This window comes from Corynebacterium sp. HMSC075F02 (genome assembly GCF_001838335.1).
Lineage (GTDB): Bacteria > Actinomycetota > Actinomycetes > Mycobacteriales > Mycobacteriaceae > Corynebacterium > Corynebacterium jeikeium_D.
Genome location: NZ_KV836310.1, coordinates 1 through 23,413, shown reverse-complemented (window position 1 = coordinate 23,413; position 23,413 = coordinate 1). Strand labels below are relative to the sequence as shown.

The 23,413-nt window shown below is 59.2% G+C and carries 20 protein-coding genes and 1 tRNA gene; 19 read left to right on the top strand and 2 right to left on the bottom strand.

Annotated elements, in window-relative coordinates; genetic code table 11:
* Positions 1 to 184 precede the first annotated feature (184 nt).
* The 12 genes from HMPREF2920_RS03895 to HMPREF2920_RS03840 all read left to right on the top strand — a co-directional run bounded on the left by HMPREF2920_RS03895 (position 185) and on the right by HMPREF2920_RS03840 (position 13,956).
* Complete coding sequence (locus tag HMPREF2920_RS03895; RefSeq protein ID WP_016422017.1) at positions 185 to 1,855, top strand: ABC transporter substrate-binding protein; 1,671 nt, start codon at positions 185 to 187, stop codon at positions 1,853 to 1,855.
* A gap of 135 nt (positions 1,856 to 1,990) precedes the next feature.
* Positions 1,991 to 2,929 carry an ABC transporter permease gene (locus tag HMPREF2920_RS03890; RefSeq protein ID WP_224783768.1) on the top strand — a complete coding sequence of 313 codons (939 nt, stop codon included), beginning with the start codon at positions 1,991 to 1,993 and terminating at the stop codon, positions 2,927 to 2,929.
* Positions 2,922 to 3,749 (top strand): ABC transporter permease, encoded by an 828-nt coding sequence (locus HMPREF2920_RS03885; protein WP_016422019.1) that lies wholly within the window; start codon positions 2,922 to 2,924, stop codon positions 3,747 to 3,749. The genes HMPREF2920_RS03890 and HMPREF2920_RS03885 overlap by 8 nt, the downstream gene beginning before the upstream one ends.
* Entirely contained in the window at positions 3,746 to 4,696 is a 951-nt protein-coding gene (locus HMPREF2920_RS03880) for an ATP-binding cassette domain-containing protein (RefSeq protein WP_016422020.1), read from the top strand. Before HMPREF2920_RS03885 ends, HMPREF2920_RS03880 begins: the two co-directional genes overlap by 4 nt.
* Complete coding sequence (locus tag HMPREF2920_RS03875; RefSeq protein WP_016422021.1) at positions 4,693 to 5,445, top strand: ABC transporter ATP-binding protein; 753 nt, start codon at positions 4,693 to 4,695, stop codon at positions 5,443 to 5,445. Before HMPREF2920_RS03880 ends, HMPREF2920_RS03875 begins: the two co-directional genes overlap by 4 nt.
* A gap of 164 nt (positions 5,446 to 5,609) precedes the next feature.
* On the top strand, positions 5,610 to 6,608 hold the full coding sequence (locus HMPREF2920_RS03870) for an ornithine cyclodeaminase (RefSeq protein ID WP_070653449.1): 999 nt from the start codon (positions 5,610 to 5,612) through the stop codon (positions 6,606 to 6,608).
* 31 nt (positions 6,609 to 6,639) lie between these two features.
* A complete protein-coding gene (locus tag HMPREF2920_RS03865) occupies positions 6,640 to 8,133 on the top strand; it encodes a type III PLP-dependent enzyme domain-containing protein (protein WP_016422023.1) in 1,494 nt (497 codons plus the stop codon).
* 20 nt (positions 8,134 to 8,153) lie between these two features.
* The gene (locus tag HMPREF2920_RS03860; RefSeq protein WP_246816263.1) at positions 8,154 to 9,239 is read left to right on the top strand and encodes a PLP-dependent cysteine synthase family protein; all 1,086 of its coding nucleotides are present in this window, start codon (positions 8,154 to 8,156) and stop codon (positions 9,237 to 9,239) included.
* The gene (locus HMPREF2920_RS03855) at positions 9,236 to 10,636 is read left to right on the top strand and encodes an MATE family efflux transporter (RefSeq protein WP_016422025.1); all 1,401 of its coding nucleotides are present in this window, start codon (positions 9,236 to 9,238) and stop codon (positions 10,634 to 10,636) included. The genes HMPREF2920_RS03860 and HMPREF2920_RS03855 overlap by 4 nt, the downstream gene beginning before the upstream one ends.
* A 214-nt stretch (positions 10,637 to 10,850) precedes the next feature.
* Positions 10,851 to 11,972 carry an ABC transporter substrate-binding protein gene (locus HMPREF2920_RS03850; RefSeq protein WP_224783767.1) on the top strand — a complete coding sequence of 374 codons (1,122 nt, stop codon included), beginning with the start codon at positions 10,851 to 10,853 and terminating at the stop codon, positions 11,970 to 11,972.
* A 95-nt stretch (positions 11,973 to 12,067) separates the two neighbouring features.
* Positions 12,068 to 13,117, top strand: a complete 1,050-nt coding sequence (locus HMPREF2920_RS03845) for a FecCD family ABC transporter permease (RefSeq protein ID WP_042389120.1) — start codon at positions 12,068 to 12,070, stop codon at positions 13,115 to 13,117.
* 179 nt (positions 13,118 to 13,296) lie between these two features.
* A complete protein-coding gene (locus HMPREF2920_RS03840) occupies positions 13,297 to 13,956 on the top strand; it encodes an ABC transporter ATP-binding protein (protein ID WP_080969612.1) in 660 nt (219 codons plus the stop codon).
* A gap of 108 nt (positions 13,957 to 14,064) precedes the next feature.
* Here HMPREF2920_RS03840 and HMPREF2920_RS03835 read toward each other — a convergent pair whose 3' ends face one another.
* Positions 14,065 to 15,045 carry a 1,4-dihydroxy-2-naphthoyl-CoA synthase gene (locus tag HMPREF2920_RS03835; protein ID WP_016422029.1) on the bottom strand — a complete coding sequence of 327 codons (981 nt, stop codon included), beginning with the start codon at positions 15,043 to 15,045 and terminating at the stop codon, positions 14,065 to 14,067.
* A gap of 13 nt (positions 15,046 to 15,058) precedes the next feature.
* Here HMPREF2920_RS03835 and HMPREF2920_RS03830 point away from each other — a divergent pair, with 13 nt between their 5' ends.
* From HMPREF2920_RS03830 to HMPREF2920_RS03810, 5 genes are all read left to right on the top strand, one after another.
* Positions 15,059 to 16,084 (top strand): o-succinylbenzoate synthase, encoded by a 1,026-nt coding sequence (locus HMPREF2920_RS03830; RefSeq protein ID WP_070601336.1) that lies wholly within the window; start codon positions 15,059 to 15,061, stop codon positions 16,082 to 16,084.
* A 101-nt stretch (positions 16,085 to 16,185) separates the two neighbouring features.
* Positions 16,186 to 18,000, top strand: a complete 1,815-nt coding sequence (gene menD, locus HMPREF2920_RS03825; protein ID WP_083308229.1) for a 2-succinyl-5-enolpyruvyl-6-hydroxy-3-cyclohexene-1-carboxylic-acid synthase — start codon at positions 16,186 to 16,188, stop codon at positions 17,998 to 18,000.
* A gap of 67 nt (positions 18,001 to 18,067) precedes the next feature.
* Complete coding sequence (locus HMPREF2920_RS03820; RefSeq protein WP_070601337.1) at positions 18,068 to 18,559, top strand: DUF3592 domain-containing protein; 492 nt, start codon at positions 18,068 to 18,070, stop codon at positions 18,557 to 18,559.
* Positions 18,560 to 18,563: 4 nt separating this feature from the next.
* Positions 18,564 to 19,772 (top strand): glycosyltransferase family 4 protein, encoded by a 1,209-nt coding sequence (locus HMPREF2920_RS03815; protein ID WP_070601338.1) that lies wholly within the window; start codon positions 18,564 to 18,566, stop codon positions 19,770 to 19,772.
* 10 nt (positions 19,773 to 19,782) lie between these two features.
* A complete protein-coding gene (locus HMPREF2920_RS03810) occupies positions 19,783 to 20,475 on the top strand; it encodes a demethylmenaquinone methyltransferase (RefSeq protein WP_070601339.1) in 693 nt (230 codons plus the stop codon).
* Between the two features lie 51 nt (positions 20,476 to 20,526).
* On the opposite strand, the gene HMPREF2920_RS03805 is transcribed toward HMPREF2920_RS03810, so the two are convergent.
* Positions 20,527 to 21,879: a geranylgeranyl reductase family protein gene (locus HMPREF2920_RS03805; protein WP_168163878.1), complete on the bottom strand. Its 1,353-nt coding sequence runs from the start codon at positions 21,877 to 21,879 to the stop codon at positions 20,527 to 20,529.
* A gap of 118 nt (positions 21,880 to 21,997) precedes the next feature.
* On the opposite strand from HMPREF2920_RS03805, the gene HMPREF2920_RS03800 reads away from it, so the two are divergent.
* Positions 21,998 to 23,053, top strand: coding sequence for a polyprenyl synthetase family protein (locus HMPREF2920_RS03800; protein ID WP_070566360.1), 1,056 nt, complete (start codon positions 21,998 to 22,000; stop codon positions 23,051 to 23,053).
* A 180-nt stretch (positions 23,054 to 23,233) separates the two neighbouring features.
* A tRNA-Tyr gene (locus HMPREF2920_RS03795) sits at positions 23,234 to 23,315 on the top strand.
* Positions 23,316 to 23,413 lie beyond the last annotated feature (98 nt).

Here is a 23,413-nt window from a genome sequence, read left to right as displayed (position 1 = left end):
AGCACTTATGTGTTGCCGCCATCGTCGTACCAGGTCTTCGGGATTTTTCTGCCTTTTACCTGGGTTCTAAACATTTGCGCAACAAGAAGAAAAGATTTTGAACCATTGAAATAAAGTTTCCAATGAGTAGATAATGAAAACGGTTACTACTTAGTTGTGCCTATCCTTCAATAAAGGGGAGTAAATGTTTTCTACCCGCACGGGGCGAACCCTGGCTGTCTCGGTCTCTGCACTTGCGATTTGTGGCCTCGGGTTGACCGCCTGTTCGAACCCCGATGATAAGTCCGCCTCCGGTGCCGCCGGGGACTCCGGCGCCAGCGCCGAGCAGACCCTGGTCCTGCTGGATAACAACGAAACCGGCGGATACAACCCGGTTGCTGGTTACAGCAGGTCCGGCGATTCCCCGGTCTACGAGGGCCTTTTCCGGCTCAAGCCGGTGTCGGGTGACACCTCCACGAAGCCCGTCGACTTTGAGCCTCTGCTAGCCTCCGGCCCCGCCGAGCCGAGCAATGGCAACAAAACGTGGACCGTTCCAATCAAGGACGGAATCACCTTCTCCGACGGGACCACCTTCGGGCCGGAGGACGTCGTGGCGACCTACAAGGCCATCCTCGACGAGCGCTCGGCCTCCTCTGAGGCTCCGAACTGGGAAATGCTCGATGAGGTGCACGCCGACGGAGACAAGGTCGTCTTCGAGCTGAATATCCCGTACGCGGAATTCGATCACCAGCTCCTCAACGGCATCGCCCCGTCGGAGGCCTTCAACTTCGATGATTTGAAGCCCGCCGAGGACTCAGATCTCAATACCAAGCCCGTGGGAACTGGCCCGTTCAAGCTCGAATCTTTGCGTGCCGACGAGGCCATCTTCACGGCCCGCGAGGATTATCACGGCGGGGCCCCTGAGCTGAAGAAAGTCATTTACCGAGTCAATCAGGACGAAAACTCCCGTGCTCAGCAGCTGCGCGGCGGCGAGGGCGACGGAACCATTATGGAGCCGGCGTTGGCGCAGGAATTTGAAGGCCAGGAGGGATTCAAGGTCGAGTCGGCGCATTCGGCGGACTGGCGCGGAATCACCCTTCCAGCGGGCAACCCGGTCACCGGTGACCAGGCAATCCGCAATGCGGTCAACCTGGCTGTCAACCGTGAGGCCATGGCGAAAGACGTGATGAAGGGCCACGCGAAGCCGAACTCCACCTTCCTCGCGGACTTCTACGGCGACGCCTACGACCCGACCGCCGAGATCAAGCACGACACCGCGAAGGCCGAGAAGCTTCTCGACGACGCCGGGTGGAAGAAGGGCTCGGACGGCATCCGCGTCAAGGACGGCCAGCGCGCCGCGTTCGATGTCATCTACTTCCCGAACCGCGATCACGCCCGCACAGACCTGACGTTGGCCGCAGCCTCCGACCTGAAGAAGGTCGGCATTGAGGTCAATCCGGTCGCCCGTGATTCCAAGTCTGTCACCCGCGAGGACTACGCCAAGACCCCGGTCATGCTGGGAGGAGGCGGTACCCCGTACTCCGTCGACGGCCAGATCTACTCAATCTTGCACTCCAAGTACGCTGAGCCGGGTGCCGGTGCCAAGTGGGATAACGGCTCCGACTACGTCAACCCGGAGATCGACAAGCTGCTCGACCAGGCGCGCGTCGAAGCGGACCAGGCCAAGCGAGACGAGCTCTACCGTAAGATTCAGAAGCTCTACGCCGAAAAGCCCGCCATGCTGCAGCTGGTCTACGTTGACCATGTCTATGTCGAGCGCGACCGTGGCTACACGCACCCGGATGCCATCCTTGAGCCCCATGCCCACGGCCTGAACTTCGGCCCGTGGTTCAACCTGGGGGCATGGCACAAGTAAATGACAAAAGCCGAGCCACACCCACGTCCTCACCCTCGCTCGCGCCCGCACTCACACCCGCGTCTACACCCCTCTGAGCATCAACCCCGTTTCAAGAGCCGGAAACGGCAGGTCGCAGGAATCGTCGTGAGGCGAGTGCTGGTAGCCGTTCCCATCGTTGTGGCGGTGACGGCAGCAGTGTTCGCGCTGGCGGCGGTGAGCCCCTTCGACCCTTTGGATGCGTATCTCAAAGGTCAGGCGGGCAACCTGACCGAAGCGCAGAGAGTCTCGATTTCTCACCAGTTGGGGCTGGATAGGCCCTGGTGGGAGTCGTGGTTGGTGTGGCTGCAGGGCCTGGCGGTGGGCGACCTTGGCATTTCGAGGTCCTACTCACAGCCGGTGACGCAGGTGCTCGCCGAGCGTCTGCCGTGGACGATGCTGCTCGGCGCCTGCGGACTTGCCGGAGCTATCGCGCTGTCATTCGTTCTGGCACTGTGGGCTGCGGTGCGGCGCGGGGGAGTGCTAGACCGGCTAGTCCTGTCGATCTCGACGGTGATTCAGGCGACCCCGCCCTTCGTCGTTGCACTCGGCGGCCTCGGCCTTTTTGCGTTGGCCTGGAAGCTATTTCCCACCGGAGGCCTGACCTACCCGGGCGAGCCCGTGACTTTCTCCTCTACAGTGGCGCACCTTACGCTGCCAGCTGTCGTTCTTGCGATTACGCAGGTGCCGTGGCTGGTGCTGTCGTTGCGTGAGTCCATCGTCGAGGTCATGGACTCCGGCGCGGTCACCGGAGCGCAGGTCCGCGGCATTCCGCGCCGAACGATCATTTTCTCCCATATCCTGCCGACCGCAGTGCCGCCTTTCCTCGCGCTCATCGGCGCGCGACTGTCTGAGCTGGTCGTCGGATCGACACTGGTGGAGGCGGTCTTCGCGTGGCCTGGGCTCGGAACCGCGCTGGTCAAATCGGCTCAGAGCTTGGACTTTCCGCTGCTGAGCATTCTCACTATCGCGACGACGGCTATCGTCCTGCTCGGAAATCTGCTTGCCGACGTCGCCTTCGTCGTCCTCGACCCACGGGTGGATGCAGATGCTTAAAACGACAAAGAGGCCGGTCGCCCCGGTCGTGGCCGTGGCGTGCCTGGTCCTCATCGCTGCCTACGCCTTTTTAACTCCGCTGTTTCACGACTCCGACCTGGTGCTCACCGACTTCGCCAATTCCGGTGTCGCCCCGGGGCCTGAGCACTTCTTCGGTACCGATTCGAAGGGGCACGACGTTTTCGTTCGAGTTGCTGCGGGAATGCGCATTTCCCTTTTCATTGCACTGGTCACGGCAGTGTGCTCGGCGATCGTCGGTATCGTCCTCGGCGTTACCGCAGGCATGCTCGGCGGGCGCGTCGACCGCGTCATTATGCGCAGCGCCGACGTCACCAACGCGCTGCCGCACCTGCTACTGGGGCTGCTCATCGTCAGCCTTTTCCGAGGCTCGGTCCCCGCAATCATCATCTCCCTGGTACTGACGCACTGGGTGACCATCACCCGAACGGTCCGTGCGTCCGTGCTGCATCTGCGGGGCGCCGAGTTCGTCGAGGCCGCGCTCCTGTCCGGAATGAGCCGCGCACGCGTGCTAGCTCGGCACGTTGTTCCGGCGGCACTGGGGCAGTCCTTGGTCGGCCTTATCTTGCTGATCCCGCACGCAATCTGGCACGAGTCGACGCTGTCTTTCCTTGGGGTGGGCCTGCCGCCGCACAAGCCGTCTCTCGGGACTCTGCTTGCCGACGCCGAGGGCGCCCTGCTTCTCGGCCATTGGTGGATTTTGGTGTTTCCCTCGTTTTTCCTCGTCGCCACAACGTTGTGTATTGCGGCCGTCGGCACGCATTTGAAGGAGCGGGTGACCGGACAGGAGGTGCTGGTGTGAGTGCTCGGGAGGGCGTCGGCAAGCGAGAGAAGCTGCTGGACATTGAGAGACTGACAGTGCGGATTCCCCTGCGCGGTGGTGACGTGGTGCATGCCGCGACGGGCGTGTCCCTGACTGTGGGTAGGGGAGAGGTCGTCGCGGTTGTGGGTGAGTCGGGCTGCGGAAAGTCGATTATTGCCTCGGCGGTGGTTGGCATGCTGCCGCCGCACGCGAGAGTAGAGGGGCAGGTGCGTTTCTATCCGCGCGAAGGGGCAGCTGACAGTGGTGCAGAAGCGGAGAGGAACGCCGAGCCCATCGAAATTCTGGCGCGGCGACGTACCGGCGCGGGCCTTGCTCGCACTGACGAGGAGCTGGCGGGGCGGCAAATCGCGCTAGTACCGCAGTCGGCGGCGACGTTTTTGACACCGGTGCGCACGGTCGGGGCACAGCTAAAAGAAACAATTTCCGTTCTGGGACGCAACCACACGGTGGAGGAGATGCTGCGGCGAGTCAGCCTGGATGCGGAGGTCGCGGCGCTGTATCCCCACGAACTTTCCGGGGGTATGGCGCAGCGCGCAGCAGTGGCATTCGCCCTGGCTGGCGACCCTGCTCTGGTGATTGCTGACGAGCCGACGGCCTCCCTCGACCCCGACCTGACCATGGCCCTGCTGCGCATGCTTCGCCAAATCGCCGACAGTGGTGTGGGAGTCATGCTAATTACGCACGACATTTCCGAGCTGCGCGATAGCGGCATCGCCGACCGAGTTGCAGTGATGTACGCATCGCGCCTTGAGGAGACGGGACCGGCAAAACAGGTGATTGAGGCCCCAGCCAGCGAATACATGCGCGACTTGCTCGCAGCGCTGCCCGAAAACGGCATGCGGCCGATGCCCGGCGTGGTGCCGAGCTTGACGAACCTGGACGAGGACTATTGCTACGCGCGCAGGCTCGAGGAGGCGGGGAAATGAACGAGGAGGCTGTGGTGAGTAAGGCGTTGGTGAGTGAGCAGGCTTCGGTGAGCTGTGACGCGCAGGCGAGTGGCAAAGCGCTGGTCGCCGAGAACGTGTCGAAGTCATTCGGCGCCAAGGACGGCTCTGCGAGAGTCGTTTTATCGGACGTTTCCATCAGGGTTGATCCAGGGCAGATCGTCGGGCTTCGTGGGCCTTCGGGGGCTGGCAAGTCCACGCTCGGCCGTATCCTCGCAGGCCTGGAAGTGCCCGATTTAGGGCAGTGCTTCTGCGACGGGGTGCCGGTCGGCGCTGTGCGCAGCCGCGCCGGGCAGCGGGTTCGTGGCCAGATTGGGATGGTGTTTCAGTCTCCCCGAAGGTCCTGCGACCCGCGGATGACTTTGGGGCGCACCATTCGCTCAGCCGCACGACAGGGGCGGCAAGGGCGACGGGATGGTCAGCGAACCGGGAAAAGTGTGGACATCGACGAGCTCATCCGAAACGTTGGGCTGACTCCGGACCTTCTCGATCGCTTCCCTAGCCAGGTCTCAGACGGGCAGCTCCAGCGTGCCGCAGTCGCTCGCACCCTGGCCGCCGGTCCACGCTACCTCATCTGCGACGAGATGACCGCCATGCTCGACGCCGCCAACTCCGCGGCAATCGTCGAGGTCATCCGGGATTTCGCCGTATCTGGCGGCGGTGTTCTCATGATTAGCCATGAACACAGGCTTCTCGCCGCCGTGTGCGACGGCGTCGTCGCCTTAGAGTAGCGATATTGCTTAGCGCCCAGCTTGGAGTCATTGAACCTTCACTGCCTGTGATCGCCGATAGAATTTAGGAATTAGGGTAGCCATACCTATGACAGGTAGTGTAGGCTCTCCTTTTGTTGGTTGAATGGTTGGCTATCAATCGTTACTTGCTTGAAGGACTTCTATTGATTGATTCAAAAACTCCAAAGCTTCGACTTTTGACCCGATCGGACTTGGAAGATATCGAACTCGAACCTTCGCTGGTTATCCGTGCAGTAGAAGATGGATACTTGGCATTCGCGGAAGGTTCCTCGCAGTGCCCGACAAAAATGATGATTGACTTACCGGTTGAGAGCCGGGACTCGATTGCTTTTTCGATGCTCGGTTTTGATGCCAACCGTGATCTCGTTGGATACAAGACCTCTTATCGCCACGGAAGCGACAACCCAGATAAGTACTACACCACCATTAGTCTCTACGACGATGAAAGCGGCATGCCATACGCGCTAATGGACTGCCAAAAAGTTGGAGCCTCGCGAACTCCCGCTACGACAGCATTGATTGCGCGAGAATGTGCACGCGCTGATGCGAAGACTGTGACTGTTTTTGGCACTGGGATTCAGTCAGTTAACACACTTTCCTACTTGGTCACAGCAGTGCCGAGCCTCGAAAAACTACAGCTGCATGGAACTCATCCGGGAGGATTAGAAAAAAGCCGGAAGTCGCTTAATCACTGGTTTCCCGAGCGGAATATCGAACTAGTTGAACGCGATGATGCTTCTGTTATGAAGGCAGTTCAAAGCAGCGATATCACCGTAGTTGCTTCCGGTCGTGCCTGGCACCCATCGATTCAAACTGAATGGATTCCCGAAGGTGGGCTGCTAATTTCTGTTGCTTCCAAGGGAATTGCGGATGGTGCTGTTGCTGCTGCAGACAGGGTAATTGCTACTAGTGCCGGACAGTTCGAGCTAGTTGGGCAGCGATTGCTCCAGGGCAAAGAAGTGGAATTGGATGCAACACTACCCGATATTCTCGCGCGAAAGGCCCCAGGGCGCACGAATGAAACTGACCGAGTTTTTGCATTCTCGACGGGAATGATTATTACGGATATTCCAGTTGCTCAGGAACTTGCGGTTCGTGCATTTTCTGCTGGGCGAGGTACGGAGGTGTCGCTATGGTCGTAACGCTCGCTGTCGGCACTACGGGAAATGAAAAGTGAACGATAAAACTTTTGCTTCTACACCCTCTGTGCCCAAGACCTCGACCCTGGTCCCGAAACAACGTGACTGGGCGAAAGATTTACTGTCAATTCCAAGTGACGGCGTCTCGGAACTAACTCGTTTAGCCACACTAGCGGCAGGGCCTTTTCATGTTCTAAATACTCAGGTTTTTCGCCAGAATTTGAATGCTTTTGCTGCTGTTTGCGAGCGTCACGGAGTCGACTCGCATATCTACTTCGCTCACAAAGCAAATAAGTCTGCGTGCTGGATCCCCGCAGTCGCCGAAGAGGGGCATCGCGTAGATGTTGCGAGCGGGGAGGAGCTCACCGGCGCTTTAGGCGCTGGTGTGTGTGCTGCCGACTTAGTTGTTACGGGTGCGGAAAAATCGCAATCGCTTTTGACTCTTGCTCTCAGGCAGAGAGTTCTAATTGCAGTAGATTCTCCGAGCGAACTATTCCGAATTAATTCGCTGGCTAAGGATCTTGGAGTCGTTGATGCTCCGGTGTTGATTAGGTTACTGCCTGAAGAACAGCCTGAGACTCGCTTCGGCACCTCCATGGCACAGTGGCTTCGAGAGCTTGAGGCCCTGCGAGAACAATCTAGTAATGGGATTGACTGTAGGGGCGTGACCTTCCATTTGAACGGATACAGTCCCGCTCAGCGTAACCGCCAAGCACATAAAGCTTTGGATTTTATGGAAATTCTTCGAATTAAAGGATGGACGGCAGAGATGCTGGACATAGGTGGAGGATTTTCGGTTCAGTATTGTGAGCCATCCCAGTGGGAAATGTTTCGGGAAAAGGTTATTGATTCACCGGATAAGCGAGACTATTTTCATTCTGGTCGAATTCCAGAAGGGCTTTATCCGTATGGTGGGCAGGGCAATGATGGCCCTGAAATGTTAGATGAAATTCTTTCAGGAGTAGCTAATTCGCCTTCAGTTGAGAGGATTGATAAAACTAGCACTTCGCTTGCGGAACGGCTAAAAAATGGGCGATTTCAGTTGGCCATTGAACCAGGCCGAGCGGCGTTAGATGGTTGTGGATTGAGCGTTTTTCCAATTCAGGGTGTGAAATGGAGAGACGACTACATAATTATTACTGTTGCGGGTTTAAGTATGAGCCTTTCTGAGCAATGGAAAGGCAGTGAATACATGCCTGACATGACGTTATGGGAGAATCCCGGCTCAGATGATGGCGCCAATTACATGGGCAGGCCTAGCGGTGGCAGTAATTGTCTATCGCGCTCGGTTGGTGTCTGTGTTGGCGGAAGTAGCTGTATGGAATATGACATGCTCACTTGGCGAAAGGTCCAAATGAATCGAATTCCGAGAGTTGGGGATTTGGTTATTTATCACAATACGGCTGGTTATCAGATGGACAAAAATGAAAGCGAATTTCATCAAATTCGCCTGCCCATGCGGTTTGTTTGGGAAGGTCGGGGAAGCTTGCCGAAAATAGATAGGCCTTTATATCGGGAATTGGTTTAAATGTCTAATTGGGGTCTGTCATGATTGATTTTCCATATTCTGAAAAAAAATTAAGAAAACCTTGCGCAACATGTTCGCTTGAGAGTTGTAGTTTAATTGGAAACACGCCAATTCTTGAACTGTGTAATACCGGATCCGGAAGCCGGTTATTACTGAAGATGGATTGCCTAAATCCGACGGGAAGCGTAAAGGTGCGAATGGCGCTGGAGATGATTGTTGCTGCGGAGATCTCCGGCGAGCTCAAGCCGGGCGGAAGAATCATTGAACCCACTAGTGGAAACACTGGTTTAGGTCTGGCATTTGTGGCCTCTCAGCGGGGATACAAGTTTACGGCGATTGTGGATCATCACGCTGCTAAGGACAAGCTGCGTTCCATGCAAGCACTTGGAGCAGAGTTGGTCTTCGTCGGGGATAAAGAATCCTGTGTTCCGTCTACGAGCCTTAGACGTGCGAAGACCGCAGAAATTGTCGCCGAGACCTCGGATGCATGGTGGCCAGATCAGCACAATAATCCCAACAACCCAGCTGGTTACTGGCAGCTTGCATACGAACTCGATGAGCAAATCCCAGAAAAGGTTGACGTTCTCGTTGCGGCAATCGGAACGGGCGGGACGTTGTGCGGTACAACGGAACATCTGAGGAAGCTTGGGCATACCGCCGAGTCGTTGGCTGTTGAACCCGAAGGCTCCATCATTTTTGGTGGGGTGCCAGGGGCATATAAGCAATCAGGTGCCGGTGCTCCGTCGGGTTTCAAAATCGGCAATAACGTCCGCTACAACCTCATCGACCATGGAGTCAAAGTTAGCGATGTCAAGGCATTCGCTGTGGCCCGAGTGTTGGCTAGGGAACATGGGCTCATGGTTGGAGGCACAGCAGGTGCTGCAATCTACGAAGGTTTGCGTCATCTACACGAGTTTCAGGCAGGAACAACAATGGTCGTCATTGTTTGTGATGCTGGTGAGAAATATCTCGACACAATTTTTGATACTGATTGGCTTCAGAAAAATCATTTGTATTCAGAAGTTATGGAGCGTCAAGTTTCGCGAATGCTCAGAGCCTATGGTGATTCTCGTGCCATTGCTAGTTCCTTCGAGGTGGCCGGGTGATAAAACCAGCTCGTGCAATTGGCCAGCAAACCGTGTCCTACCGTGATGTCTATTCGCTTGCGCTACCCATCGCGGGCGTTCAGCTAGCGGGGGTTGCGCTAACCACGACCGATGTGCTGATGCTGCAGACCCTCGGTGTAGTGGCAATTGCCGGCGGCGGACTCGCAATGCAGTTCTACAACCAGATTCGCACCATGTGTGTCGGTATGGTCACCGCCGGAGGCAACCTAGTAGCCGAGGCCGCGTCGGAGTGGGAAAAGACAGGCGAGGAAGTTGCGGCTGAGCGAATCCGCCAAGCGGTACGCAGTTGCATGGCCGTCGGTACCGCAACTGCAATCATTGGTGGCCTCATCGTGATTTCATTTGGTGCGCTTGCACTCATCTTGCCCATCGACGACACTGTTGCCGAGCTAGCGTTCTCGATGACGGTCGCGCTTGCACCAGGCCTTATCCCGATGATTTGGCTCAATGTCCTGCGGCAGTTTGCAGTCGGCATGCGTCGGCCGGGCTCTCTGCTGGTGGTTACGCTCATCTCCATCGTTGTCAACGCTGCTCTCAACGCTGGATTCCTCCGGCTAACAAGTGTCAATGAATGGGGAACTGCATGGGGACTGGTGGGCATCGGTCTGTCGACCACCTGCGTCCAGGTTTTTACCCTGCTGTCCTTTGCTGGCTTGCTGCAAAGAGACCGTCAGCTACGGAAATTCTTCGCGGTCATTCCGAGGCCCGGCGACGCAGCATGCATGAGGCGCATTATTCGGCTTGGGATTCCAGTTTCGCTTACCTACGGCTCTGAAGCTGCGATTACTACTATCGCAGGTCTAGCGATGGGCCTGGTTAGCCCAGTCATGCTGGCAGCGCACACCGTTGTTAACCAACTCGCTTATATCGTCTACCAAGTATGTATCGGCTTCTCGCACGGAGGATCTATACTGGTCAGCCGTGCATTAGCGGATGGTGCCGAGGCAGTCAAACAGGTATCACGTCGGGTTTTGCACGCAGTGGGTATTTATCTTGCCGTCGTCGGTTTGCTCTGGTTGCTACTGGGCAAGTACGTCGTTGGACTGTTCCTTACTGATTCCAACGTTAGTGCCAATCCCGATGTACGCCATATAGCGACAATCTTGTTGTGCCTTGCCGTGCTTCAGCAGTTCGCTAAAGGCTCCCAGAACGTGCTGGTGGGGCTCCTTCGTGGGCTGCGCGACACGAAGTCGGGTCTCAGTGCGACCCTTTGGGGCTACTGGGCGGTGGGGGTTCCAGCTCTCCTGATTCTTGGCCTTGGCCTTCGTTGGGAAGGATATGGCGTTTGGGTTGGGCTCATCCTTGGCTTTTCCACGACCGCTGCTCTGCTTTACCGCGCTCTGCAGCGTCACCTGCAACCCACTAGTTCCGTGTGACGGCCGAAGCTTCGTAACACCCATCCAGAAATAGTCTGAACCATCCACGTAAAGATGACGTTTTCCCTCTACCGAAGGGGATCCGAGGAGCTGAATATGCGGTCGACTGACCGCCTGCTCCGGAAAGAAGAAAATGAAGGTTAGTTCTCCTCTTACTCCAAGCGTGCTACTGCGTGACTTCCCCGCAAGGGTGCTTTTCGCGGTACTCCTATGCATGTCGCTCGTCCTTCTCGCCGCTTGCTCAGATGGAAATGGAGACGCATCCGCTAGCAGTGAGAAGCGTACCGTCGTCGATGCGCTAGGACGCGAAGTTAAAGTCCCGCAGAATGTCGAGCGAATCCTGATGGGCGGGCAGAAGATGCTTTACACGACGGCGCTTCTGAACCCAGACAATCCAACTGACAAGATCGTTGCCTGGCCAGAGGACCTGAAGGAAAACGACAAAGCCACTTACGACCGCTACGTTGAGAAGTTCCCCAAGATCAAGGACATCCCGACCACAGGCGAGATTTACAACAACACTATGTCGCTGGAACAGGCTCTGGAGTCCCGACCCGATGTCTTCGTAGTAAATGCGGGTGTCTTCGACGCGGCTAAAGATGCTGGAATCGTTGATGGATTAGAAAAGGCAGGCGTGCCGACGGTGACTGTCGACTACTTCATTGACCCAGTGAAAAACACCGAGCCCAGTATTCGAATGATGGGACAACTGCTGGGGCGTGAAAAGCAGGCGGAAGACTTTATCAACTACTACGAGAAGAAGGTCAACAAGGTCGCTGACCGCCTTGCCGAGAAGAAACCAGCACCGACACCGACATTCCTGTGGCGAGCACCCGGTTACTTTGACTGCTGCTCAACCTTCGCCAAGTCCAACCTGGCGCAGATTGTCAATTTTGCCGGTGGACTAAACCTTGGCGACGAAATGATTGATGCGAAGCAAGGGCAGGTATCGCCAGAGGCATTGGCCGGGAAGAATCCTGAAGTCATCATTGCCACAGGCGCAGACTGGGATCAGGGTAAGACTCCGGTCAAGGAAGGAAATTACGTACCGCTGGGTTACTCGGAATCGAAGGAAGAGGCGCAAAAGGCCCTTCACGATGTCGTCGGTAAGCAACCCGCTGTGCGTGAAGTCGACGCGGTGAAAAGTAAGCGTACTTTCGTCGCATGGCATCATTTTTACGATTCGCCATATAACTTCCTGGCAGTCGAGATGTTTGCAAAGGCCATGCACCCGGACTTGTTCGGCGACATTGACACTGAACGAGAGGTACAGGACCTGCACGATAAGTTCCTGCCAATCGAGGCCTCGGGCACCTTCTGGACTGGGCTGGAGTGATGTCGAACATGCAAGTTTCGCACGGAAACCTGGCAACAACGCAGGGGAGCGGAGACGCCGTTCGCGGGGAGCAGGAAGTCAGCCCTGATAGAGTAATGGTGCAGTCAACTTTTCACTGGTATCAGCGCGCAGCACGGAAGAAGTGGGTGATAATCGCTCTGATTACTGTGGTGTTGGCTTTGACATCGCTTGCTGACTTTCTACTCGGTGGCGGTAGCATGCCTGCCAGCGAAGTTTTGCATACATTGACCCATCCGGTTGGTGCGCGACCCATTGACCACCAGATTGTTTTCGACATTCGGCTTCCGATGACCGTGACTGCAGTGCTCGTCGGAGCGACGCTGGCAGCGGCGGGCTCACAAATGCAGACAATTCTGGGAAATCCCCTGGCCGAGCCGTACACCCTGGGCGTGTCAGCGGCGGCCGGATTCGGTGCTGCCCTGGCTGTGGTCACCGGCTTCGCTTCTGAGGGAATCGGTGCGGTGCTGGGGATGGCCGGGACTGCGTGGGTGTTCGCGATGCTGGCCTGCGCTGCGATTCTGCTCTTTTCCCGATTTCGTGGCCCAGGAGTCGAGGGGATGATTCTCCTCGGTATCGCGATTGTATTCTTTTTCGACGCTCTACTGGCCCTGATGCAATACCTGGCCTCGGAGACGCAGTTGGAACAGGTTGTGTTCTGGACGATGGGTAGTCTCACCCGCTCGAACTGGACGCAGATTGCGTTGCTCGCGGTGATATTCGTGATGGGGCTACTCTTCTTTTACCTCAATGCCTGGTCGCTGACTGCATTCCGGATGGGCGATGACCGCGCAAAAGCCCTTGGCGTAGACGTTGATCGACTGCGTGCGCTGACCCTTATCGTGGTGTCCTTTATGGCGGCAACCGCTGTGTCGATGGCCGGTACGATTGGATTTATCGGTCTCGTCGGCCCACACGTTGCGCGCTTATTGGTAGGCGAAGATCAACGTTATTTTCTTACTGCTTCGACTTTGGTAGGGGCGCTGCTTCTGGTTGCGGCATCGGCAGTGTCGAAGGTGATTCAACCGGGTGTAATTCTTCCCGTAGGCATTATTACCGCAATTGTAGGAGTGCCCGTATTTGTCGCGATTATCGCTGGCCAGAGGAGGAAAATGTGGGTTGGCTAAAGGCAAGTCGCTTTGTCGGGAACGACGCTGTACATGGTCATCACGACAGCCCCAGTAAACCTGACGGTAAACCCCTCGGCGAAACCCCTCCAGAATCGTCCGCTCTTAGCGCGCGAGGAGTGTCTTTTGCTTACGACGGCCATCATGTCCTGCACAATGTCGACGTTGGGCCTCTTCCGATGGGAAGCGTGACTGCGTTGGTCGGTCCCAACGGAGCTGGCAAATCGACACTGCTGAGGTGTTTGGCGGGCCTTGAAAACTGCTCGGGGCAGGTACGTGCTGAAAGATCTCTATATTTGCCACAGGACCCTCCGCCGCTGAGCTCATTGACCGTGTACGAAAGCGTCCTGCTTGCCCGGCAACAGTCGTTTTCTGGGTTTTCCGCACTGCGTGTCGGATCCACAGTGCGGGCAGAAGTGCAGGCCACCATTGAACGACTTGGGTTGGTTGCGTTGTCATCGCGGCTGATGTCTGAGTTGTCTGGGGGACAGCGGCAGTTGGTGAGTTTTGCGCAGGCGGTTGTGCGACGACCTCGGGTATTGCTTCTCGACGAGCCCACCAGCGCACTCGACCTGCGTAACCAATTGATGCTTCTCGGGCAGGTACGCAAGTGTGCGCGGGAATTGCCCTGCGCGGTAGTGATGACACTTCATGACCTGGGGCAAGCGGCGCGCTTTTGCGAACATGTGGTTGTTCTAGCCGATGGTCGGGTCAGCAGTGCAGGGCCTCCGGCAGAGGTCATTAATGAAGCTATGCTGCGAGAGGTTTATCAGGTAGAAGGTGCGGTGCTCCCGACTCGCAATGGCGGGCTGGCGGTCGAAGCGTCGGAGGCACTCTAGCGCAGACCCGTGACTGTAGCGCACGCTCTCGGCTGTTCTACAGCCACGAATGAGCGCTAAAGTGCAGGGCCCGACGAGCGCCCCAGCCGGCGCCCCCCCTAACTGCCCCTAGTAGTAGAACGGGAACTCGTCCCAGTTCGGGTCACGCTTTTCCAGGAACGCTTCCTTGCCCTCGACGGCCTCGTCGGTCATGTACGCCAGGCGAGTAGCCTCGCCCGCGAAGACCTGCTGGCCCATCAGTCCGTCATCGGTCAGGTTGAAAGCGAACTTCAGCATGCGCTGCGCCGTTGGGGACTTACCGTTGATCATGCGGCCCCACTCCACCGCGACATCTTCCAGCTCAGCGTGGTCGGCGACCTCGTTGACAGCGCCCATGCGGTGCATGGTCTCAGCGTCGTAGGAACGGCCGAGGAAGAAAATCTCGCGGGCAAACTTCTGACCAACCTGCTTCGCCAGGTAGGCCGAGCCATAGCCGGCATCGAAAGATCCCACGTCAGCGTCGGTCTGCTTAAAGCGGGCCTCCTGGCGGGATGCCAGTGTCAGGTCACACACCACGTGCAGGGAGTGTCCGCCACCTGCGGCCCAACCATTGACCACGGCAATGACAACCTTCGGCATAGTGCGAATCAGGCGCTGCACCTCCAGGATGTGCAGGCGGCCACCCTCGACCTTGGCACGCGCGGTATCGATGGTGGATGCGTCCGCGGTAGCGTCGTCATGCTCGTGGGATGTGGCGTACTGGTAGCCGGAACGACCGCGAATGCGCTGGTCACCACCCGAACAGAATGCCCAGCCACCGTCCTTGGTGCTCGGGCCGTTACCGGTCAGCAGCACAACGCCGACATCCGGGGTGCGACGCGCGTGGTCGAGCGCGCGGTAGAGCTCATCGACGGTATGCGGGCGGAATGCGTTACGAACCTCCGGGCGATCAAACGCAATACGCACAATGCCGTTTTCGCGGCCCTCGCCGACGTGGCGGTGGTAGGTGATGTCGGTCAAATCCTCAAAACCATCAACCGTCTTCCACTGCTCGGGGCGGAAGGGGTTATCGGTCGAGTACTTCGCGGTATCAGTCATGGCTTCCAGCATAAAGGTCTCTAGCATGAGGGGTATGTGTGTGTCCGCTGCGCCCAACATCCAGCTTCCGCCAATCGACGACATCCTCGACCGCGCCCACGTCGTGGCTCTGCCCATGGCAGTGAAATTCCGTGGCGTCACCACTCGCGAGGCACTCCTCATCGACGGCCCCGTCACCTGGGGCGAGTTCGCTCCCTTCCTGGAATACGAGGCGTCCGAGGCCGCCGCGTGGCTGCGCTCGGCCATCGAATGCGCATACGTCGGCCTGCCCATCCCGAAGCGCGAGTTTGTCGAGGTCAACGCCACCATCCCCGCCGTCACACCCGACCAGGTGCCGGAGGTCGTGGCGCGCTACCCCGGGTGCCGCACGTTTAAGGTCAAGGTCGCAGAGAGCGGCCAATCGCTTAACGACGACATCGAGCGCGTAGCCGCCGTCCGCACCGCGGTGGCGGAAGCCTATGGCTATGAACCTGTGGTGCGGGTGGATGCGAATCGTGGCTGGTCGGTGGAGCAGGCCATCCGCGCCGCTCATGAGTTGGGGCCGCTGGAGTACATGGAGCAGCCCGTTGCGACTGTCGCCGAGCTGCGCGAGGTCCGCGACGCAGTGGGGGAGTTTTGCCCGGTTGCTGCCGATGAGTCGATTCGCAAGGCCGAGGACCCGTATTTGGTTGCGCGCGAGCAGGCTGCTGACGTGGGCGTAATGAAGGTCGCGCCCCTTGGTGGACCACGCCGCTTGCTTCGGTTGGCCGAGGAACTGGAGATGAAGGTGACCGCCGCCAGCGCTTTGGACACCGGTGTTGGCATGGCCGCCGGTTTGTTCACGGCGGCGGCCCTGCCTGCCACAGAGCTGCAGCCGGAGCCGAACGCGGCGGGTTTGGCCACGTCCTCGCTGTTTATCGAGGACGTCATCGAGCCCCGGCCACTTATCGATGGCCGACTGCCCGTCACCAACCCCGCTCCCGACCCTTCCCGCCTGGCCGAGCTCGCCGCGCCGGGCCCCCGCCGCGATTGGTGGTTCGACCGCCTCCGCGCGGCGTACGCCCATCTATAACGCCAAGAAAGTGACTAGGTTTATGACACTTTGAGCCCGAAAAACGGCTTCCAAACTGACATAAACCTAGTCAGTAACTCCCGGCAAGTAGCCTATTGAGTGTGAACAATAACCAGGACACCTCTCAAGACCCGGACACCGGCGCGGTCGAAACCACTCACGCCGTCCAGTCCACACAAGCCCCATCCGCAGTGGTAGCGGGCCTCATCGTCGATGAGCTGCTGCGTCTCGGCATGGTCGATGCCGTGGTGTGCCCGGGTTCCCGGTCCGCCCCGCTCGCCCGCGCTCTGGTCCAGGCCGCCGACGCGGCGAAGGTTCGCCTCCACGTACGTATCGATGAACGCTCCGCCGCCTTCCTCGCCCTCGGCCTGGCCTCGCGCACCCGCAAGGTGACCCCGGTAATTACAACGTCCGGTACAGCAGTGGCGAACCTCGTGCCCGCCATGGTGGAAGCCACCGCGTCGGGCATTCCGCTGCTGGCACTGACCGCCGACCGCCCCGCGCATTATCGCGGCACTGGCGCGAACCAGACCATCGTCCAGGACCGCCTGTTCGCTGATGCCTCCGTCGTCGAGTTCGATCTGGACGGCACCGCCCCGGTCACGAAGGCCACCGCCGCGCAGATCCGCGCTCGCATTGATCGCGTTGTCGCCGCCATGGCATCCGGCGCCGGCCACCTTAACGTCCGTTTTGTCGAACCGCTCGTGCCTGACGACGACTCCGTCGCCGACATCCCCGAGGGCCGCGCCGATGGCGGCCCCTGGACCACGATTGCGCCTACCAACAGCAACAACGTCGGCGTGGCCGCCACCGCAACCGGCCCGGCCAACGCGGCTAGCACAGCCACAATTGACATCAGCCGCCGCACACTCGTGATTGCGGGTTCGAATGCCTCGCACCTGCCAGAACTGGAGGATCTGCCAACCATCGCTGAGCCGAATGCGTATGCGCCGGCGCACCCGGTGCACCCGCTCGCGGCGGGCACTTTCGCGCAGATTCCGCCGGAGCAGATTGTGTTGGTCGGCAGGCCGACGCTGCACCGAGGTATCTCTAAGCTGCTGGCCAATCCGGATATCGAGCTGACCGTTGTCTCCGAAGCGGAAAACCACGGTTTTGGGGTGGAGTTCCCGGATGTGACGGCGAACGCAAGGGCCGTCGTTAGGCATGTGCAGACTGTGGGGGAGCAGGACCCGCAGTGGACGAAAATCTGTGAGGCCGCCAGCGAGTTGGCGGTGAAGTCCGTGCGAGAGACGCTTACCGAGTCGATTGAAGCGGAGGAACCGCTGACCGGATTTCATGTGGCGGCGGCTCTGACGGACAGCCTGCGCACGGGTGACAATGTGGTGCTGGGCGCGTCGAACCCGGTGCGCGATGCGTCGTACACGGGCCTGCCTTTCCCGGGTGTGAACACGTATGCGGGACGAGGTGCCGCGGGCATCGACGGCACGGTGGCGACGGCAATCGGTATTGCGCTGGCGTCCGACCGCGAGCATGCCGACGAGATCCGCCCGCCGCGGACGATTGCACTTATGGGTGACCTGACGTTCCAGCACGACTCCGCAGCGTTGGCGATTGGTCCGCTGGAGCCGAGGCCGGAAAACCTCACCATCGTGGTGGCCAATGATGCAGGTGGCGGTATTTTCGAGACGCTGGAGGCGGGCAGCCCGGCTCTGCGGGGAAGCTTTGAGCGCATCTTCGGCACGCCGCAGGACGTGGACTTTGAGGGCATCTGCCAGGCTTACGGAGTCGAGCACGTGCGTGTCGACCGCCTCCCAGATCTGCTCGCGCAGCTGCACCCGGATACCGATGTCGACGGCATCCGCGTCATCGAGGTGGCGACCACACGTGCGACGCGTCGGCAGTTGCACCACAAGCTGGCATACAATGCGGAGATTGGGGTGCTGGACAAGCACTAGCCGGCCGGCAGCATCCAATCAGAGCTGGAAACAATCAGGGACAGAAAAATAGGAGGTCGCGACCGCCATGCAGTGGAAAACTGCCCTGGCCAATTGGCCGCGCCTCCTTCGTCAGGTACTGCTTTTTGTAATCATCTGCCTGCTGTTGTCGTGTCTGGCCATGGTGGTTGGCTGCTTCATTAATGACCGCAATATCGAGTCGAACATGGGGCAGTCCGTAGCCAATGTGCGCTCGGTCGAGCTCCTTCGCACCACGGTTGATTTCGTCGACGAGAATGGTGATTTTCAGTCGCCACCAACCGGTTTGCTCTATCCCGTTGGTCTGGAAGAGGGGCAGCGCGTCCGCGTCGAATACGACCGCACTGATCCCAATGTCGTCCGCGTCGCCGGACGCACATGGACGTTGTCGCTTCTCCCGGCGACCAGCATCGCTTCGGTTGCGTTTATCGTCGTCGCGCCGTTGTGGTGGTTGTCGTTGCGCGCAACCCGTCGTTTACAAAGAGATCCCCAAAAGGTAAACAGAGGGTCACTTTCGCTTTCCGACGAGATGGAAAACTAGCACCATGCGCGTTGCCATCATTGCTGAAAGCTTCTTGCCCAACATCAATGGAGTGACAAACTCCGTGCTGCGGGTGTTGGAACACTTACGCCGTGAAGGACACGAGGCGCTGGTGATTGCGCCGGGTGCTCGGGACTGGCAGGAAGAGGCAGAGTTCTACTGCGACTACCGCATTGAGCGTGTGCCCACTGTGATGGTGCCGTTGATTGATTCGTTGCCGATTGGTGTGCCGAACCGTCGGGTAGCGTCGGCGCTGACGCAGTTTAAGCCGGATGTTGTCCACTTGGCTTCGCCATTTGTGCTCGGTGGTGCGGGCGCGCTGACTGCCAAGGCACTGGGCATCCCGGCTGTGGCCATCTATCAGACGGACGTTGCGGGTTTTGCCAAGAACTACAAGTTGGCGGGGCTCTCCACGGCCGCGTGGTTGTGGACGCGCGTGATTCACAACTCCTGCGCCCGAACGCTGGCGCCGTCGTCGCCGACTATTGAGGACCTGCAGGATCACAAAATTCGTGACGTCTACCGCTGGGGCCGCGGTGTTGATGCGGTTCGCTTTACCCCGACAAAGCGTAGTGAAGAGCTCAGGAAGCAGTGGAGCCCGGAGGGCAAGCCGATTGTTGGTTATGTCGGCAGGCTCGCGGCGGAGAAGTCTGTGGAGCGGCTGGCAGCGCTGAACGGCCGCGATGGTATCCAGGTGGTCATTGTCGGCAATGGCCCGGAGCTGCAGAAGCTGCAGAAGCAGATGCCGAATGCCGTCTTTACCGGACAGCTCACCGGCGATAAGTTGGCAGCGGCATTCGCCAGTCTGGACGTGTTCGTCCACACTGGTGACTTTGAAACCTTCTGCCAGGCGGTACAGGAAGCCCACGCCTCCGGTGTGCCGGCCATCGCTCCGAACGCAGGCGGCCCGCGCGACCTGATTACCAACGACGTCAACGGCTACCTGCTGGAACCCAAGACTTTCACCCGCGATCTGTCTGAGGCGGTCGACAAGCTACTGCTCGTCGACGATGAGCTGGCACGCAAGCAGCTGCGCAACCGCTGCCGCGACACCGTGACCGAACGCACCTGGGAAGCACTGTGTGCAGACCTGGTTCGCCACTACGAGGAGGTTTCTGGGGTTTCCGCGGCCGAGACGTCAAGCAAGGTCGCAGCAGATGCGATTGATGCCTCCCGTGCAGGTGCTGCTACGCGTCAGAAGTCGGTCGCGTAATCTGGACATCGTGTCTAGGGCTGATTTAACGAAAAATCCCAGCGAAGTCGCCTCGATGTTCGACGGCGTGGGGAAGAATTACGACATCACTAATACCGTGCTCACCGGTGGCATTGACCACTACTGGCGCGTGCGCACGGCAAAGCGCCTGAACCTGCAGCCTGGCCAGAAAGTCCTCGACCTGGCCGCCGGTACGGCTGTTTCATCAGTGGAGTTGGCAAAGTCTGGCGCATACGTCGTTGCCTGTGATTTCTCCCGAGGCATGCTCAAGGCCGGTGCACACCGCGATGTTCCCAAGGTCTGCGGTGACGGCATGAAGCTGCCATTCCCGGACAACACCTTCGACGCGGTGACCATCAGCTTCGGTCTGCGCAACATCGTGGACTACAAGGCGGGCCTCGCCGAACTAGCCCGCGTGACCAAGCCCGGAGGCCAGCTAACAGTCTGTGAGTTCTCCACCCCCGTGGTGCCGGTGTTCAGCACCTTCTACAAGGAATACCTGATGCGGGCACTTCCGCAGATCGCCAAGGTCGTCTCCTCGAACCCGGAGGCCTATGTGTACTTGGCGGAGTCGATTCGCGCCTGGCCAAACCAGCCGCAGCTTGCCCGCGACATCAATGCCTCTGGCTGGGAGGATGCCGGTTGGCAGAATCTCACCTTCGGTATCGCAGCGCTGCACTCGGCAACCAAGCCCGTGCAGTAGCTCGCTAGCTCTCAGTCGGGCTGGGTCGCAGGGTCCGTCGTAAAGCGATTCCTACTGCCAGGGCTGGCGCCCGAACCACTTATCGGAGGCCAGCGCTGTCCTCCCCGAAGCGCGCCAGAGTCGCGCCACTACGTCGCGGTCGTGTTCCGTGACCAGGTTTCCCATCAGGCGTGCGGCAACACCCATGAGCTGGCTTCCCCACGGGGCGCCGATGGTCAGCGGGCCGACCGTGGGAAGGAAGCTCGGGTACGTCAGCGTCAGCGCCAACTTGCGAGCCAGCGAGAAGCCGGTGCCGTAGTGGTCGCGAAGTAGGGCGGGCCAGGAGTGCGTCAGCCCATCGCGGCCCGCACCAATCGAACTAATCAGCTCCACCGCTAGCCGCGCCGACTCCATGCCGTAGTCAATGCCCTCACCGTTGAGCGGGTTGACCAAGCACGCAGCATCACCGAGCAACGCCCAGTTCGGCCCCGCCACATTCGACACGGCACCGCCCATCGGCAGCAGCGCCGACGTCACGTGCTCCGGCTCGCTCATCTGCCACTGATCGCGCACCTGTCCGTGGTACTCACGCAGCAACTTCTTCACGTTCGTGCGCGCCGGGCGTGCCGATGTCGCCAGCGCCCCACACCCCACATTCGCCCGGCCCTCGCCCAGCGGGAAAATCCAGCCATAGCCCGGGTGCGTATGCCCTTCGGAGTCGCGCAGTTCCAGGTGCGAGTGAATCCAGTCATCCGCTACGTCTGCGCTGTCGAAGCTGACATACGACCGTGCGGCCACGCCAAAGACGCTGTCTCGATGCCACGCACGCCCCAGCTGCTTGCCGACGGTACTGCGGACCCCATCGGCCACGAGCAACCAGCGGGCCGAGATGGTGTGTGGCTTGCCCTCGTGGTCGGAAAGCTCCACCGCGCGCACGCCGTGCCCCCGCGTGCCGCCAGTGTTCAGCGCTCCGAGAACCACCTTCCGCGCTGCGACTCCATCAAAGACCTGCGCACCGGCATCAGCGGCGGCATTGAGCAAGAAAGTGTCGAGCTCAACTCGCGACATCGCGGATCCGACAGCGGGAAAAGTGCCGGAGGCATCATCTGGCCAAGGTGCGGTGATGGAGCCGCCGAAGCCGTGCAGCTTGAGTCCGCGGTTGCGGTTGCGGCGCAGGAGCTCGTCGTCAAGCCCTAGACGACGTAGCTCAGCGATGGCACGAGGAGTGAGCCCGTCGCCACAAGTTTTGTCGCGCGGGAAGCGCTGGGAGTCGACCACAGTGACCGAAAAACCGGCGCGGGCGGCGTGAATTGCGGCTGCGGAGCCGGTGGGGCCTGCGCCAACAATGAGCACGTCAGTGCTGCTGGGTAGAGCGACGGTGCCGTCGAACGTGGGGGAAACTCGCGAAATCGGGCTTGAGGTCATTGCCCCAGCGTATAACGACGTTGAAACAAATATGGGAACTGGTCTGCTAGCCACTATGCTCGTAAGGTAGTTTATTTAGCAGTTTCTTATCTTTTATCGTCAGTTAGGCAGGTCTCGAATGCGTACTGGAGACTACTCCGGGCTTAGTTCCGGAAGTGCTCAGGGCACTGGTGAGCACACCGCCACTAGTTCTCACTTCGTTGATGAGGCGCTGGAAGCAACAATCACCGAGGGAATGCGCAAGAGCGAGGACCTCCTGATTACCGAGCTGGGGCGCGGCGAGGACTTCCTAGTCGAGCGGGTTTCCCACCTAGCTCACGCTGGTGGTAAGCGCTTCCGCCCGATGTTTACCATGCTGGCCGCGCAGTTCGGTGAGAACCCGGAGTGCGATAAGGTCATCACCGCCGCGACGGTGCTGGAGCTGACGCACCTGGCGACGCTCTACCACGACGACGTCATGGATGAAGCGGATAAGCGCCGCGGCGTGCCCTCCGCAAACTCGCGCTGGGACAACACCGTCGCCATTCTGGCCGGTGACTACCTCTTCGCTGCTGCGTCCCGCCTGCTGGCAGAGCTCGGCTCCGAGAGCGTGGCTCACTTCGCTGAGACCTTCGGTGTTCTTGTCACAGGTCAGATGCGCGAGTGCCTCAACGACTTGGACCTGCCGATTGAAGAGCGCATCGAGCGCTACCTGAAGGTCATTGCCGAAAAGACCGGTGTGCTCATCGCATCGGCCGGTTATCTCGGCGCCTATCACGCCGGTGCGTCCGCCGAGATTTCCAACGCGCTGCGCCGCTATGGCGAACTAATCGGTATCGTTTTCCAGATTGTCGACGACATTATCGACATCTCCTCCAATACCGATCAGTCCGGCAAGACTCCGGGCACTGACTTGCGCGAGGGCGTCTTCACGCTGCCGGTTCTCTACGCGCTGCAGGAGGACACCCCAGCCGCTGACCGCCTCCGCGAGATTCTCGTCGGCCCAGTCTCCGACGACGCGCTTGTCGACGAGGCCCTCGAGCTCCTGGCTCAGACCAACGGTGTGGCTCGCGCGATGGAGAAGGTCAATGAACTGCTGGATGAGTCCGACCGCGTCATCGCTGACCTTCCTGACTGTGCGGCCAAGGAGGCCCTGCGTCACGTTGCTCGCTACACCGTGGAGCGCGTGGGGTAGTGGATTGAGCTCCATCGGCGAGATGGGCCTAGGGGCGAGCACTGCTCTGAGGTGAGCTCTGCTCTGGGGTGAGTTCTGCTGAGGGGTGAATCCAGGTAGGGAAATATCCTCTCGACCTGCCGATTTGTGTAAATGACAGAGTAGTGGGTAGCATTCCATTCGCACCGTTTAAGAGTGCACGCCAGATTGCCCGAGCGGCCAAAGGGAGCGGATTGTAAATCCGTCGGCATTGCCTTCGTTGGTTCGAATCCATCATCTGGCACAGTGAAATCACCGCGAGAATTTTCTCGCGGTGATTTTTTTGTAGGGCCCGTTGAGGGTTAAGTAAGGGTTAAGTAAAGAAAAGTGTGTCCGCATGCC

What these genes read in the sequence shown, in the direction of transcription:
- HMPREF2920_RS03835 (WP_016422029.1), bottom strand. Translation starts at nt 15,045, where the DNA reads ATGCTGGAAGCCATGACTGATACCGCGAAGTACTCGACCGATAACCCC.
- HMPREF2920_RS03845 (WP_042389120.1), top strand. Translation starts at nt 12,068, where the DNA reads ATGGTGCAGTCAACTTTTCACTGGTATCAGCGCGCAGCACGGAAGAAG.
- HMPREF2920_RS03815 (WP_070601338.1), top strand. Translation starts at nt 18,564, where the DNA reads ATGCGCGTTGCCATCATTGCTGAAAGCTTCTTGCCCAACATCAATGGA.
- HMPREF2920_RS03820 (WP_070601337.1), top strand. Translation starts at nt 18,068, where the DNA reads ATGCAGTGGAAAACTGCCCTGGCCAATTGGCCGCGCCTCCTTCGTCAG.
- HMPREF2920_RS03850 (WP_224783767.1), top strand. Translation starts at nt 10,851, where the DNA reads ATGTCGCTCGTCCTTCTCGCCGCTTGCTCAGATGGAAATGGAGACGCA.
- HMPREF2920_RS03805 (WP_168163878.1), bottom strand. Translation starts at nt 21,879, where the DNA reads ATGACCTCAAGCCCGATTTCGCGAGTTTCCCCCACGTTCGACGGCACC.
- HMPREF2920_RS03800 (WP_070566360.1), top strand. Translation starts at nt 21,998, where the DNA reads ATGCGTACTGGAGACTACTCCGGGCTTAGTTCCGGAAGTGCTCAGGGC.
- HMPREF2920_RS03840 (WP_080969612.1), top strand. Translation starts at nt 13,297, where the DNA reads ATGGGAAGCGTGACTGCGTTGGTCGGTCCCAACGGAGCTGGCAAATCG.
- HMPREF2920_RS03830 (WP_070601336.1), top strand. Translation starts at nt 15,059, where the DNA reads ATGAGGGGTATGTGTGTGTCCGCTGCGCCCAACATCCAGCTTCCGCCA.
- HMPREF2920_RS03860 (WP_246816263.1), top strand. Translation starts at nt 8,154, where the DNA reads ATGATTGATTTTCCATATTCTGAAAAAAAATTAAGAAAACCTTGCGCA.
- HMPREF2920_RS03885 (WP_016422019.1), top strand. Translation starts at nt 2,922, where the DNA reads ATGCTTAAAACGACAAAGAGGCCGGTCGCCCCGGTCGTGGCCGTGGCG.
- HMPREF2920_RS03875 (WP_016422021.1), top strand. Translation starts at nt 4,693, where the DNA reads ATGAACGAGGAGGCTGTGGTGAGTAAGGCGTTGGTGAGTGAGCAGGCT.
- HMPREF2920_RS03895 (WP_016422017.1), top strand. Translation starts at nt 185, where the DNA reads ATGTTTTCTACCCGCACGGGGCGAACCCTGGCTGTCTCGGTCTCTGCA.